General features: G+C 63.5%; 16 protein-coding genes. 8 read left to right on the forward strand and 8 right to left on the reverse strand.

Going from position 1 to position 13,423, the window contains the following annotated elements; genetic code table 11:
- A complete protein-coding gene (locus ACQ66J_RS09175; protein WP_430431384.1) occupies positions 1–501 on the forward strand; it encodes a hypothetical protein in 501 nt (166 codons plus the stop codon).
- Here ACQ66J_RS09175 and ACQ66J_RS09180 read toward each other — a convergent pair.
- Complete coding sequence (locus ACQ66J_RS09180; protein ID WP_430431385.1) at positions 498–986, reverse strand: prepilin peptidase; 489 nt, start codon at positions 984–986, stop codon at positions 498–500. The genes ACQ66J_RS09175 and ACQ66J_RS09180 overlap by 4 nt on opposite strands.
- Positions 987–1,034: 48 nt before the next feature.
- The gene (locus ACQ66J_RS09185; RefSeq protein ID WP_430431386.1) at positions 1,035–2,183 is read right to left on the reverse strand and encodes a questin oxidase family protein; all 1,149 of its coding nucleotides are present in this window, start codon (positions 2,181–2,183) and stop codon (positions 1,035–1,037) included.
- Between the two features lie 94 nt (positions 2,184–2,277).
- Here ACQ66J_RS09185 and soxR point away from each other — a divergent pair, with 94 nt between their 5' ends.
- Entirely contained in the window at positions 2,278–2,724 is a 447-nt protein-coding gene (gene soxR, locus ACQ66J_RS09190) for a redox-sensitive transcriptional activator SoxR (protein WP_430431387.1), read from the forward strand.
- A 36-nt stretch (positions 2,725–2,760) separates the two neighbouring features.
- Here soxR and ACQ66J_RS09195 read toward each other — a convergent pair whose 3' ends face one another.
- Entirely contained in the window at positions 2,761–3,027 is a 267-nt protein-coding gene (locus ACQ66J_RS09195) for a hypothetical protein (RefSeq protein ID WP_375550057.1), read from the reverse strand.
- A 215-nt stretch (positions 3,028–3,242) separates the two neighbouring features.
- Here ACQ66J_RS09195 and ACQ66J_RS09200 point away from each other — a divergent pair, with 215 nt between their 5' ends.
- Complete coding sequence (locus ACQ66J_RS09200; protein WP_430431388.1) at positions 3,243–4,415, forward strand: CaiB/BaiF CoA transferase family protein; 1,173 nt, start codon at positions 3,243–3,245, stop codon at positions 4,413–4,415.
- A 1-nt stretch (position 4,416) separates the two neighbouring features.
- Here the strand turns inward: ACQ66J_RS09200 and ACQ66J_RS09205 are convergent, their stop codons facing one another.
- Both ACQ66J_RS09205 and ACQ66J_RS09210 read right to left on the reverse strand, forming a co-directional pair.
- Positions 4,417–5,169: a GntR family transcriptional regulator gene (locus tag ACQ66J_RS09205; protein WP_022701278.1), complete on the reverse strand. Its 753-nt coding sequence runs from the start codon at positions 5,167–5,169 to the stop codon at positions 4,417–4,419.
- A gap of 89 nt (positions 5,170–5,258) precedes the next feature.
- Positions 5,259–6,041, reverse strand: a complete 783-nt coding sequence (locus tag ACQ66J_RS09210) for an enoyl-CoA hydratase/isomerase family protein (RefSeq protein ID WP_430431389.1) — start codon at positions 6,039–6,041, stop codon at positions 5,259–5,261.
- Between the two features lie 186 nt (positions 6,042–6,227).
- Between ACQ66J_RS09210 and ACQ66J_RS09215 the strand changes: the two genes are divergently transcribed.
- Positions 6,228–6,443, forward strand: coding sequence for a hypothetical protein (locus ACQ66J_RS09215; RefSeq protein WP_375550054.1), 216 nt, complete (start codon positions 6,228–6,230; stop codon positions 6,441–6,443).
- 81 nt (positions 6,444–6,524) lie between these two features.
- Here ACQ66J_RS09215 and ACQ66J_RS09220 read toward each other — a convergent pair whose 3' ends face one another.
- Positions 6,525–7,712, reverse strand: coding sequence for an acyl-CoA dehydrogenase (locus ACQ66J_RS09220; protein ID WP_375550053.1), 1,188 nt, complete (start codon positions 7,710–7,712; stop codon positions 6,525–6,527).
- Between the two features lie 265 nt (positions 7,713–7,977).
- Here ACQ66J_RS09220 and ACQ66J_RS09225 point away from each other — a divergent pair, with 265 nt between their 5' ends.
- The 3 genes from ACQ66J_RS09225 to ACQ66J_RS09235 are packed head-to-tail and all read left to right on the forward strand — an operon-like array spanning position 7,978 to position 10,306.
- Entirely contained in the window at positions 7,978–8,421 is a 444-nt protein-coding gene (locus tag ACQ66J_RS09225) for a thioredoxin family protein (RefSeq protein WP_430431390.1), read from the forward strand.
- On the forward strand, positions 8,418–9,491 hold the full coding sequence (locus tag ACQ66J_RS09230) for an NAD(P)/FAD-dependent oxidoreductase (protein ID WP_430431391.1): 1,074 nt from the start codon (positions 8,418–8,420) through the stop codon (positions 9,489–9,491). Before ACQ66J_RS09225 ends, ACQ66J_RS09230 begins: the two co-directional genes overlap by 4 nt.
- A complete protein-coding gene (locus ACQ66J_RS09235) occupies positions 9,491–10,306 on the forward strand; it encodes a PhzF family phenazine biosynthesis protein (protein WP_430431392.1) in 816 nt (271 codons plus the stop codon). Before ACQ66J_RS09230 ends, ACQ66J_RS09235 begins: the two co-directional genes overlap by 1 nt.
- Before the next feature lie 6 nt (positions 10,307–10,312).
- Here ACQ66J_RS09235 and ACQ66J_RS09240 read toward each other — a convergent pair whose 3' ends face one another.
- Positions 10,313–10,837, reverse strand: coding sequence for a hypothetical protein (locus ACQ66J_RS09240; RefSeq protein ID WP_430431393.1), 525 nt, complete (start codon positions 10,835–10,837; stop codon positions 10,313–10,315).
- A 165-nt stretch (positions 10,838–11,002) separates the two neighbouring features.
- Between ACQ66J_RS09240 and ACQ66J_RS09245 the strand changes: the two genes are divergently transcribed.
- A complete protein-coding gene (locus tag ACQ66J_RS09245) occupies positions 11,003–12,301 on the forward strand; it encodes a trypsin-like serine peptidase (protein WP_430431394.1) in 1,299 nt (432 codons plus the stop codon).
- A 7-nt stretch (positions 12,302–12,308) separates the two neighbouring features.
- Here ACQ66J_RS09245 and ACQ66J_RS09250 read toward each other — a convergent pair whose 3' ends face one another.
- Positions 12,309–13,322 (reverse strand): DUF481 domain-containing protein, encoded by a 1,014-nt coding sequence (locus ACQ66J_RS09250; RefSeq protein WP_375550047.1) that lies wholly within the window; start codon positions 13,320–13,322, stop codon positions 12,309–12,311.
- Between the last annotated feature and the right edge of the window lie 101 nt (positions 13,323–13,423).

Genomic DNA, 13,423 nt, shown 5'->3' on the forward strand with positions numbered 1-13,423 from the left:
ATGCGGTGGATTATTGCAGGTCTGAGTGCGTTGGCGGTGAGCGCTTGCGCCTCGACCGCCCTTCAGCCCGGCCCGGCGCCTGCCCCGGCTCAGAGCGCGCCAGAGCGGGTGACCAGCCTGCCGCCGCAATCGCTGCCGGACGGGACATGCGGCGTCTTCCTGTTTGGCGTCGGCGAGCGTCATCCGTTTGTAGTGTTTGAAAACGAACGTGAAAGACGCGCCCTGATCGTTCATGACGGCGCCGTGTACGAGCTGCAGCTGGCGGCCCAATCGGGCGCTTTCGTTATGGGGCAAAGCTTTTCCCGGGTGTATGCGGCCTCTACCAGCGCGCAGACCTTCACCCTGAACGGCGAGGTGGCCGAGGAGACCGGGTCCGGGCCGAGGCTGACCAATGTCTTGTTGCGGGTGCGCGAAAGCGATGGCTCTGAAACGGTTCGGCCTTTGGGCGGCGTCTATTCGTGCCGTCAGGGATCGGATCGCATCGCTGCGTCCCGGCTCTAGAACCCGGCGGGACCGGACAGACCGCTGCGCTGCAACAGCCAGACAAGCCCGATCCCGAAGGCCAGAAACGGGCCAAAGGCGATCATGCTGTCAGCCGTGACGGGTTTACGCAGAATGAGCTTCAGGCTCAGCGCGTATACAAGCGCGGCCAGGCTTGAAAACAACAAGACGGCGGGCAAAGCCAGCGCGCCGCACCAGGTTCCGGCGGCGGCGAACAGCTTGGCGTCACCCCGCCCCAGCCCGGGCCGTCCGCGCAAGCGCTCATAGCTTTTCTCGATCAGCACCAGCGCGGAATACCCCGCGATCCCCCCCAGCGCATGCAGCCAGACCGGGGCGCCCAGAAGCGCCGCCGCGATCACCCCGCCTGCAATCAGCGGCAAGGTGATCCGGTCAGGCAGAATGAATCGCCGGGCGTCGATCACCGACAAGGTGATCAGGGCGCCCAGCAAGATCAGGGTCAGAAGAGGGCTGAGGACAGCGGACATATCGCCTTATCCCCTTCTGACGCCCTTTCGCCAAGTCAGGGCGGCAGGTCAGTGTGTGTCCGGCGCCGGCAGAACTGCGAACGCCTGGGCGATCACGTCCAGAAACACAGGGTTATGGGTGCGCTTGTACGCGTCCAGTGCAGCTTCGGTCAGCTTGATCATGTGATCATCGCCATGCCGGGCGGCGCGCCGGGCGGGATCGCCGGGGGGCAGGGCCTTGCGCGGAGCTTCGCTTTTTAGAGCGAGTGGCGTGAACGCCGCTTTCAGCGCCGCGCCATGTTCAAAGGCCCTGAACAGGAGGTGCCGACCGACAGCGTCAGGCACGATCTGTGACAGGGTTCGAGCCGCGGCGGTCCCGGTCACCGCATGGGTGAACACGATGACGGTGTAGGGCGTGCGCGCCAGCGATAGAAAGAGTTTCGCCATCTCGGTCATGAGCGCGTCAAATCGGGCGTCCAGATCGCCGGACAGGTCCACAAGGCTGACCTCCTCGGCGAAACCTGGCGCGTGGACCAGTTGGGCGTATCCGGCGGTGATCGCGCCTTCGCCCGGCGCATGGTCATCGCTTAACGGCTTGACCCAGCTCAAAGCCGCAGACACGTCCAGAACGCCCTGGTTTGGCTGGTCCTTGATGGGGAGCGAGCTATGGAGGCTGGCCCATCCCGCCAACGCGTTTGCCAGCGCGCGCAAGCGTAAGGGCGTCGCGTCAGACTGCACGGCGCGCACAGCGTGCGCGGTCTGCAGCACGCCATGTGCGGCCGAGCTTGAAAAGCCGAACGCCAGCCGGTTCACCCAGATGGCGACGACGTCTCGCCAGGCTTGGGTCTCCAGGGCGTCCTGAAAGTACGCGCGCCAGTCGGCATAGCGGCCGCGGGCGGCGATCAGGCCGCGCCAGTCGTCTGGATCGATAGGGCTGGTCTCGGCTTCGACCGGGGTGAAGCTGTTTGCTTCGCGCTCGAGCCATGCCAGCGCTTCGCGCCCTTGCCCCGTGGCGCTCAAGGCTTCCACCACCATGGGCGCATGATTGTAATAGCCATTGGTGAGCACAGGTGAGAGCGCGTCCAGACGCTCGAGCGCGGCGTCATGATGGCGATAATCGGGGCGGGTTTTCAGCGCGCTTCCAGCGGCCTGGGACAAGGCGCGATCTGCGTGCCAGCTGCGGACATGCGGTTGCGGGCAATCAAGGGCGGCGGTCATGGGGGGCTCCAACACTCAAACTCGTGATGTTGGCAATCGTAATTTCTCAAGCTAACTTGAGGTCAAGGTTTTAAAATCAAGGAAAAACAATCTGATGGCGCCGCGTCAAAAACTTCTCACCATTGGAGAGCTGTCCGCGAGGACGGGCGTGGCCGTGTCCGCCATCCGCTATTACGCTGATGGCGGGCTGGTGCATGCCTATCGCACCAATGCCGGGCAAAGGAGATTTGCGCGCGCTGATATCCGGCGCGTCTCCTTTATTCTCATCGCGCAGCAATTGGGTCTGAGCCTTGAGGAGATACGCAGCACGCTTGATGAACTGCCTGAAGGACGGACGCCGAACAAGGCGGATTGGGCGCGCATCTCGACGGGCATCAAGGCGCGTGTGGATGCGCGCATGGCGGAGCTGGAGCGAATCCGGTCCCGGCTTGACGGTTGTATCGGCTGTGGCTGCCTGTCGCTTGAAACCTGCCAGCTCTACAATCCCGACGACACAATGAGCAAACAGGGCGCCGGGCCCAGGCGTTTAGTGGCGGACTGACCCTGCACCGAGCAGGGCCAGTCCAACCATGCCGCTCTAAAGCGGGTAATCGCGTTCGGGATCCACGCCAGCCGATTCCAGGAATTTGCGCATCTGCCGGACTTCATCCTTGGGCAGGGAGTGAGAGGCGTGATGGAAATTCGCGGTATGGCCGCCCAGAGTGACGGCGAATTTTGCGCCGGACCGCTCATTGATCTCGGCGCCCAGCTCCACCAGAACATGCTCGACATCGGCCGGCGAGAGGTTGGCGGGCTCAGGGTGAGCGAACAGGGCGTGCAGGGTTTTGCGATGTTTATGGTTCATCTCGGTCTCCTCCCGGTGATTGGGTCTATACCCACATTCGCAGGCGGGAATTGAGAGGGGAATGCGACCTCGTGTCCATCTGCAGCGGACCGCGAAGTCCTTGTTAGCGCGTGTGGTTTCGAGACTATTCACGCTAAAGTCGTAGACGTGCTTGGCCACGTTCTGTCTTTCCGTTAACATTTTCGGGAAATGGAAAGTGAGACTGTGGGTTCCCCATGCATCAGCCTTTGAGCGGTCTTCGAATTCTAACCCTCGAACAATACGGCGCAGGGCCTTACGGCACCCAATTGCTGGCCTCTCTGGGGGCGGACGTGATCAAGATCGAAAACCCGTCCGTCGGCGGGGACAGCGCGCGCCTGGCGGGGCCGTATTTTCTTGGCGATCATGACAGCGAATTCTTCCAGACCTTCAACCGGGGCAAGCGCTCCATGGCGCTCGATCTCAAGGATCGCGGTGATCGCAGGATCTTTGACCGGCTGGTGATGAGCGCGGACGCCTGCGCGAACAATCTGCGCGGTGACCAGGCCTCAGAACTGAAAGTGGATTACGCCCATCTCAGCGCAGTGAAGCCCGATATCGTCTGTGCGCACCTGTCCGCCTATGGCCGGCAGGGCGAGCGCAAGCACTGGCCCGGCTATGACTATCTGATGCAGGCCGAGGCGGGTTTGATGGCGATGACCGGAGAGCCGGACACGCCGCCCACGCGCTTTGGCATGTCTATGATTGATTATATGGGCGGCACGATGATGGCGCTGGGTCTGGTCTCTGCGGTGCTGGGCGCCCAGCGCACGGGCCGGGGCTGTGATGTGGACGTGTCGCTGTTTGACGCGGCCCTGCACCAGCTCTCCTATTCAGCGACCTGGTTCCTCAACGAGGGCAAGTGCGCTGAGCGGCTGGAACGCTCCGCCCACCCTTCGGTGGCTCCCAGCCAGCTCTTCCGGACCGCGGATGGCTGGATTTTTGTGATGTGCCAGGTTCCCAAATTCTGGGGCGCGTTCTGCAAAGCGGTGGGGCGGCCTGATCTGCTGGACGATCCGCACTATGCCGATATGGCGGCGCGTCGGGTGAACCGGGCGAAGCTGCAAGAGGAGCTGGACGCATTCTTGTCGACGCGGACGACCGCGGAATGGATGACGATCTTAGGCGGCGTGGCGCCCGTGGCGCCGGTCAATTCCATGGCGTGCGCGCTGTCTTCGCCCCAGGCGCGCCATATGATCGAGACCGTGCCGCATCCCGACAAGCCTGACGGGCTGAAAATGATCCGCGACCCCTTCCGGATCAACGGCGCGCCGACGCCGACGCGCCGCGCGCCCAAGCTGGGCGAGGATACGCGCGCCATTCTCGATGAAATGCTGTCAGATTCCCATGGGGATCAGGCGGCGGAATAGGCTAGTCCACTTCGCGCTGCATGGTCATTTCATAGGTGAAACGATCCGCCGGATGCACGGTGTCGGACAGGGCGATGATGCGCCCGCCCTTGTCGTAATAACGCCGCATGGTGCGCAGCACCGCAGTGCCCGCTTCCGCGTCGAGCGCTTCAGCTTCAGTATCAGTCAGAAGCCCGCCTGAGATCGTCTGCTCGATCCGGGCGGTGGGCGCGCCACGTTCGGTCGCCATCCATTCAGTAACGCCGCCATTCAATTCGACAAACACGTCCACCGGCGGCGCCAGATCGGATCGGATATACATGTCCGTCAGGGCGAGCGGCGCGCGATCAGGCTGACCTCGCAAGCCATGCACATGCAGATAATCGCTGCCCGGCGCCACGCCGAAGGCGCGCGCGACCGCGGGGTCCAGCGGACCGGTATGCTGACGGATCGGTTTCAGACGCGCCGCACGCGTGTACTGCATCAGATCGTCCACACTGCCCAGGCGCTGGGCGAAACCCGCGCGCGCCTCGGAGGCGACGACAACGGTGCCGGCGCCGCGGCGGCGCGCGATCAGACCCGCCTCGGCCAGCAGGCGCAGCGCTTCACGCACGGTATGACGTGAGACGCCGTATTGCTCGGTGAGCGCGTGCTCGGTGGGTAAAAGCTCGCCGACCGCCGGATGACCGGATGCGATCCCGGAGCGAAGGGTTTCCGCCAGCGTCATATAGCGCGGCGCGCTGGAAATCGGTTCTACGCCTGAATGATCGGACACAGGATTCTCCCGTCTGAAGAGACGCGCTAACATAATCGCTGCATCCAGGAATGCGAGGCGCGCCTGCATGGTGCAGGGCAACACGAGGATCAGGGCTTGGGAAAATCCGGATGCCGTTTGTCCAGAAAGGCTTTGTAGCCTTCCTGAAAATGTTCGCCTGAAAACGCTTCCAGAAACAGCGCCCGCGTCTGTTCGCAATCCTGGTCCTGCCCGGCCTCAATCAAGGCGATCATCTGTTTGGTCACCTTGGCGGTGTGGCTGGAGGCGCGGGTGATATGGCTGGCATAGTCCTTGACGGTTTCCTTGAGGATTGCCGGCGGTGTCAGCCGGTTGATCAGGCCGATCTGCAGGGCGGTCTCCGCATCAATCAGCCGCGCGGTGAACAGCAAATCCTTGGCGGCTGCAGACCCGACCGCGTTCACCAGTCGGCGTGTGTCGTTGAAAGGGTACACAAGCCCCAGCCGCGCCGGGGTGACGCCGAATCGCGCGCCCTGGGCGGCGAAGCGCAGATCACAGGCCAGCGCGAGCGCGCAGCCGCCGCCCACACAGGCCCCTTCAATGGATGCGATCGTGGGTTTGGGAAAGTGTGCGAGACCATCCAGCGCGGCGCCGATAGCGTGTGAATAGGCTTCGGCCCGTTCTGGCGTGGCGTAAACGTCTTCAAACTCAGAGATGTCCGCGCCCGCCGCAAATGCGCCGCCTTTGCCGCGTACAACCAGAACCTGGATGTCGCTGTCAGCTTCGGCTTCCGCCAAGAGTTCGGAAATCTCCCGCCACATCGCTTCGGTCAGCGCATTATGCTTGGCGGGCCGATTGAGCACCAGGGACGCGACCGCGTCGTGTCGGGTGAGATAGACCGGTTCATCGTGCATGGTTTTGCCCTGGAACGTCTTGCAAACTGAAGTGTTTCTTGCGTCAGATTACAGTTAATCGTCAAGAAATTAGGGGTGAGGCGTAATGTCTCCGGGGGCGAAAAATTGTCCGTGTTCTGTCAAAAACTTGACACCGGCGCTGTAAAGTGACAGTTTTATAACGGTGAGCAATCAATGGAGGTCCACATGTCTCATCTTGTTGGTGTGGGTCTGATCGCCGCCTGGTTGGCTTTTGCTGTGTTGGCGCCGCGTTTGGCGTCTGCAGAAGTGACAAGCCTTCTGGCCTTGGTCGGCATGGCGCTGACTTTGGTCGTCCTGTTCGCTACTGGCCGGCTGACACGGCCGGATCCGCTGGCGTTGAACCTGACGGGACGGCGTCCGTACTGGGAAACGCGCTCATAAGCGCTGATCCTCGGACAGACCCTATAAAAAAACCCCGGCGCTTCGGCGCCGGGGTTTTTTGTTGCGAAGGTATTGGCTGGATCAGGAAAACGCCTGAAGCCCGGTCATGGCGCGGCCCAGGATCAGGGCGTGCACATCATGGGTGCCCTCATAGGTGTTCACCGTCTCCAGATTAATGGCGTGGCGCAGGATATGGTATTCCTCTGCGATGCCGTTGCCGCCATGGATGTCGCGCGCCTCGCGGGCGATGGCCAGGGCTTTGCCGCAATTATTACGCTTCATCATGGAGATGGCTTCGGGCAGCCAGGCGCCTTGATCCATCAGCCGTCCCAGCTGCAGCGCGCCTTGATAGCCCAGCGCGATCTCGGTCTGCATGTCGGCGAGTTTCTTTTGCACCAGCTGGGTGCCGGCGATCGGCTTGCCGAACACGACGCGGTCCATGGCGTAATCGCGGGCCGCGTGCAGGCAGAATTCCGCCGCGCCCATAGCGCCCCAGGCGATGCCGTAGCGCGCCTTGTTCAAGCATGAGAACGGTCCGCGCAGGCCTTTGACATGCGGCAGCAGGTTCTCTTCAGGCACGAGCGCGTCATTGAGCGAGATCGACCCTGTGATGGAGGCGCGCAGGCTCAGCTTGCCTTCGATCTTGGGGCAGTCGAACCCTTTAGTGCCCTTGTCGACGATGAAGCCGCGGATTTCGCCGTCAAGCTTGGCCCAGACCACCGCCAGATCGGAGATCGGCGAGTTGGTGATCCACATCTTCGCGCCATTGAGCACATAGCCGCCATCGACCTTTTTTGCGGTGGTGCGCATTGCGCCCGGATCAGAGCCGCCATCGGGCTCGGTCAGGCCGAAACAGCCCACATATTCGCCGCTGGCGAGCTTGGGCAGGTATTTGTGTTTCTGCTCTTCGGTGCCGAACGCCTCGATCGGATACATGACGAGGGAGGATTGCACGCTCATCGCCGAGCGATAACCGGAATCAATCGCTTCTACTTCGCGGGCGATCAGGCCGTAGGCCACATGAGACAGGCCCGCGCCGCCGTATTCCTCGGCCACGGTCGCCCCCAGAAGGCCCATTTCGCCCATCTCGGTCATGATGGCGCGATCAAAGCTCTCCTCGCGATAGGCGTCGACCACGCGCGGCAACAGCTTTTCGCGGCAATAGCTGCGGGCGCTGTCGGCGATCATGCGCTCGTCTTCGCTCAGCTGCTGCTGCAGATGCAGCGGGTCTTCCCAGGAAAAGCTGAGGCCGGTGTCTTTCGCCGCCATGGGGATATCCTTCTTCGTCTCTTTGAGCCTTATATGGCCCGTCACGGGCCCCAAGGCCAGCCGGGCCGACGGCCTGTCTTTGTTCATGGCCGAGGGTGGTAGCGGAGGGAGCGACCAGCGGGCAAGCAAGGCGTAACGTCTTCACTGTGATTTTCAGCGTCTGGCACAGGTGTGACGACAGGCGGCGCCGTCTCAATCTGGACCTTTCCACTTGAAGGGCGCAGGTTTGGACACAGATTTTGACGCTGTAGTCCGGAGCGCCCCGATGAACCGCCCAATTTTACCTGACGCGACTGAAATTGCGGATATGGCGACGCCTTATGGCTCGGCGCCCGATCCCAGGGGCGCGCTGGGAAACGCCGAATACGCCGCCCGCTCGGGCAAGCGCGTGCTGGCGGTGTTTGGCGCGGACTGGTGCCCGGATGCACGCCGCTTCGCCAGCGTGCTCGCTTTGCCGCAACTGCAGGACTTTCTGAGCGAGCGTTATGAAGTGGTGCTGATCGATGTGGGCCGGTATGACAAGAATATCGATCTGGCGGCCAGCTATGGCTTGGAGAAGGTTGAAGGCGCGCCCGCCATTATCGTGGCGGATGGCGATGGCCGGGTGATCAATCCCGGCGGCGCGTATGACTGGCGCACCGCCCGCTCGCGCCGCCCGCAGGAATTTGCCGACTTTCTCGCCGTCTACGCCGAGGCGCACGCCCCATGACACGCCAGGTGGTGCTGGTCGGTGCGGGGCACGCCCATATGGAGGCGCTGAGGCAGGCGCGCCGTTTCGCCAACGCCGGTCTGTCTCTGACCCTGATCGATCCGGGCGCCTTCTGGTATTCCGGCGCCGCCACCGGCGTATTGTCAGGGGCGCTGGAACCGGACGCCGCTCGCCTGAATCCGTCCGATCTCGAGGGACCGTTTGATCATGTGCGCCAGCGTGTGGTTTCGGTGGATCCGCACGCGCGGACGGTGACGCTGCAAGACGGCGAGCGTCGCGCCTATGACGTCTTGTCCTTGAACACGGGCAGCCGCATCGCCGAGACGCCCTTGCTGGCGGCGGGCGCGATACCGGCCAAACCTGTCAGTACGCTCGCAGGGGTGCGCGCAACGCTGGAGGCCAATCTCGGTCAGTTGCGGCTTGCTGTGGCGGGCGCTGGCGCGACGGGCGTCGAGATCGCCTTGTCCATGGCCAGTCTGCAGCGGCGCTTGGGCGCACGGCCGCAAACCCTGCTCGCCGGGCCTGATCTGATGCCGGGCTGGCCGGAGCGGGCGCGACGTCTGGCGTTGGAGGCGATGGCGCGCTGCGGCGTGGAGTATGTTTCCCATCGCGTTCAGGATCTATCGCTGGGCCTGGTACATTTCGGGCAGCGCAAGGTCGCGCCCGTGGACATACTTGTGGCGGCGACCGGTCTCAGCGCCAATGTTCCTGACGGGCTGGACGCGCCAGACACTGGCTTGCCGATCAACACGGATTTATCCTGGACTGGGGACGCTGCGGTCTTCGCAATTGGCGATTGCGCGTGCATGGTGAAACATCCCCGGCCCAAGCTGGGCGTGTTCGGGGTGCGCGCCGCGCCAATTCTGATCCAGAACCTGATCAACGCCGCGATGGGGCGTCCGGCGCGGCGACAGTACACGCCGCAATCGCGCTGGCTGTCGATATTGGATGTGGGCGACGGCACAGGACTGGCGCGCTATGGCGATCTGGCGTTTCAGGGCAAGCCGGCCTTGACACTCAAACGCTGGCTCGATGGCCGCTTCCTGCAACGCTACAGGGTGGAGCCCTAATGGAATTTCCCTACGCCGAGATACACGCCTTTCCCGACGGACAGGCCCCCCACACCGGCAATCCGGCAGGCGTCGTGATGCTGCATCGCGATTTGCCTGATGCGGACCTTCTGGGCGTTGCGCAATCCAACAATCTGTCTGAAACCGCGTATCTGAAGGCCATGGGCGAGAAGGACCAATGGGCGCTGCGCTGGTTCACGCCGGGGTTGGAAGTGGAGCTGTGCGGGCATGCGACGCTCGCCTCGGCCGCCTGGCTGTTTGAAACCGGGCGGGTGATCGGGCCCGAGGCGCGCTTTCACACCCTGTCGGGCCTTTTGAAAGTCACCGCGCTGGAGGCTGGCCGGTATCAGATGGATTTCCCGCAAATCGGATTCGAGCCGGGGCAGGGCGACGCCGCTGTCATCGCCGCCATGGGCGAGACCGCGCCAGAAGCCGTCTACGAGATCGAGCGGGTGCACGGCAATCGCTACCAGATGCTGGTCTATGCGGATGAAGCTGTGGTGGTCGGGCTCAATCCCGACATCAAGGCGCTGGCGGCGACGCGCACCAATGTCATCGCGACTGCGCCGGGGCGGGCGTCTGATTTCGTGTCGCGCTTTTTCGGGCCGGCCAGCGGCGTGGATGAAGACCCGGTGACGGGCTCTGCGCATTGTACGCTGGCGCCATACTGGTTTGATCGTTTGGGAAAAACGGCGCTGAAGGCTCGGCAAGTCGGCCCGCGCCCGGGCGCGCTGGACGTGCGCGCCGGAGCTGCGGGCCGTGTGTTGCTGGTCGGATCCGCCAAACGGTATCTGGACGGCGTGATCCGGATCTAGCGTGGATTAGTGGCGACCATATCCGTGACCGCGTCTGCGATCATGGCGATCCCGGCCGTGGCGGACTCTTACGACTTGGACAGGCACCGGGCCCCAGCGGGTTTCTGCGAAGAACTCGCCCGAGCGGCGGTCCAGATAGGCGCGGTCGGGGCGCAGGCGTTCGCCCGTGCGGCCCTGGCGCAATTCGCGGCGGCTGGGGACGTACTCCCATGAACGCGCCGGGCAGTCGATGACGCGGCGATCGCGGCGGTCTTCACGGCGGTCGCGCCAGCCGGTGTCATAGCGGCGATCTCGGCGATCTTCGCGCAGATCCGGGCAAGTGCGGGCGTAAACGACGAAATGGCCTTCCGGGCCGTTCCAGCGCCCGCGGCGATGATGCGGTTCATATCCGCGATTGCGGCCATACCCCTGTGCGGTCGCGGTTGAGGCGGTCGCTGCGGTCGCCGTCTCAGCCATTGCGGCGGAGGGGGCGACGGTGGCGGCCAGTCCCGCGAAGGCGGCGGCCGCAGCAAGCTTGGCGAACATATGCATGGTGTCTCTCCTTCATCGTGGGCCTGGCGGCCTGATGGGAGCACTTTGGGGGATCGCACCTGAACGCGGGCTGGGCTATGCCTTCATGTTCTATTCAACCAGATGAATGATAGTGTCGGTCAAAGGCGCATGGGGGCGCGCCGCAGACGTACTGGGGACCACCATATGATCAAATCCGTTTTGGCCGCCGCGGCGGGCCTCATGATGCTTGCGGGCGCCGCGCACGCTCAGGAACTCGACTGGCCGCAAGGCGCGGCTGACGCGTTCTCCAGCCGTGATTATCAGCGCCTGTTGCACCAGGTGACCAAGCCGGGCGCCAACCCTGTCGCCGGAGCCAGCGCCGTAGCCGGCGACGACAGCTGCCGCTACGCCAATGACAATGAATGCGACGAGCCGGGACTGGGCACTGGCGCGTGTACAGCGGGCACCGACCGGTCTGATTGCTGGCGACTGATGGCCGGGGTCGAGGATGATTCCTGCCAATGGGCCAATGATGGCGAGTGCGATGAGCCGGGCTTCGGCACCGGCGCCTGCGTTCAGGCCACCGACCGCACCGATTGCGGCCCGCTGATCGAGCTGCGTTTTCGCAATGACCAGTGCGACACGGCTTTTAACGGAATCTGTGAGGAGCCCGGCGTCGGCAATGGCGCGTGTGAAGAGCGCTCTGATCGCGCGGATTGCATTGGCCGCGAGCGCCCGATGAGCATTCAGGATCATTATTTCGGTAATGATGACCGGGTTTTGATGGATACCGGCGTGTTTCCGTGGAGCGTGGTGGGGTATATCGAGTTTGATGCCGGCGGGACCTGTACGGCGACCTTGATTGGCGAGGATGTGCTGATCACGGCGGCGCATTGCATTTCTGACAACAGTCGGATCGACGCCGCTGGCGTGTTCCGCACGGGCGAAAACCTGCCAGACGGCCCGCGTTCCGCGCGCGTGGTCGACTATCTGATGGATGAGAACTGGGACGAGGCGGCGTTCAGCGCGGGCGATGAGCTGGATGGCACGGACTGGGCGCTGCTGCGTCTGGACCAGCCGCTGGGCGCGGAGCTGGGCCATGTGGGCTATGAAGCGCTGATCGATGATCAAGGATCGCGCGCCGCCTTGCGCGCGCCGATCCGTCAGGCGGGTTATTCGTGGGACACCGGCACAAACCTGTCAGGCAATCTCGATTGCCGCATCATCGAAGTCTTTGACGACAATACGATGGCGCATAATTGCGACACCACGCGCGGCGATTCCGGCTCGCCCTTCATGACCGAGCGCAATGGCGAATGGCGTATTGTGGCGACGGATTCAAATTTTCGCTCCAATCCCGACGGCCCCTTCATCTATATCGCCGCGCGATCAGACCGCTGGACGCCGATGGTTGAGGATTTCGCGGCCGGTCGCATCGGCAATGGCGGTTTGCGGCTGCAAGGGCCCGGCAAGCCTGGAAAGCCCGAACCGGTCAAGAAATAGGGCGCGCCTAGAATTCCCGGATCAGGGCGAGGTCGGTGCGGCTGTCACCGGCCTCAAACCCGGGTTCGGGATCAAATTCATAGCGATAGCGATAGCGCACTTCCAAGGACCAAAGCTCGCCCAAATCCGTGTTCAGACGGAATAGCTGGTCAGCGCGTGCGCTGTTGGAAGCCAAAAGCCGGGTCTCGGATTCCAGGCGCATACTGCCGCTAAGCTGCAGCTCCATGTCCGACAACAGGTCGAACGCGCCTTCCAGATAGTCGCCATTGTCGACTTCACTGATATAGCGCACGCCGGGCGCGGCCCGCAGCGTCCACTCCACCTTCTCGCCTTGTAAGGCGCGATAGCCGGCGCCGACGCCCAGAAAACCGGTCCAGTCAAAGCCCGACACCTGGTCCCGCTCCCATTCGGTATTGCTGAACAGGGTCCAGCGCTCGCCTGCTTCGCGTTCCCCGCGGGCTTTCACAATCAATTCGTCCCGGCCCACATTATCGTCGACTTCGGAATAGGAATAGGTCGCGCTGGTCTCAAACCCCCAGCCCACCAGTTCGCGTTCCGCGCCCAGACCCAACGTGTAGTCCAGACGTTCCGTATCGCCGCTATCCGCGCGCACGCCCAGACGCACCTTGCCTGTCCAGAGTTCAGAGTGTGCTCGGCTGATCAGCTGAACGGCGCTGGCCGGCGCCGCGATCCAGAACGGGTCTCGCTTGGCGGCCAGCGCCGTGTCCCTGGCCGCGTCGGTCTCGACGGCGATGACGGCCGGCTCCGGCGCCGGGGTCACGGGCGCCATCGGCAAGCCCAGAATGCGACGGGCGGTCACGCCATGGCGGTGTGAGATCCGCGCGGCCCCTGCGGCAATGCGCTCCGCAGACCGGGTCAGCGCCAAGACGCTCACTGCGTTGGTGAAAATTGCGTCGTCTTCTTCGGCCGCCGCCGCCGTCAGCAATGCCTGATAGGGCGGCTCCAGCCCCTCCGCCGGAGACAGGGCGAGCGCTGAGGCGGCGAGAGCGGGCAAGATCATCGGCGAAAGACTCCAGACAAGGGCGGGATATCAACCACATCAGACGAAATGTGACAAATCTCTGGGGCCTGCAAAATGGCCCGGCGACTTGACGCTTGCGC

This window comes from Oceanicaulis sp. (assembly GCF_965284345.1).
GTDB classification, from domain to species: Bacteria; Pseudomonadota; Alphaproteobacteria; order Caulobacterales; family Maricaulaceae; genus Oceanicaulis; species Oceanicaulis alexandrii_A.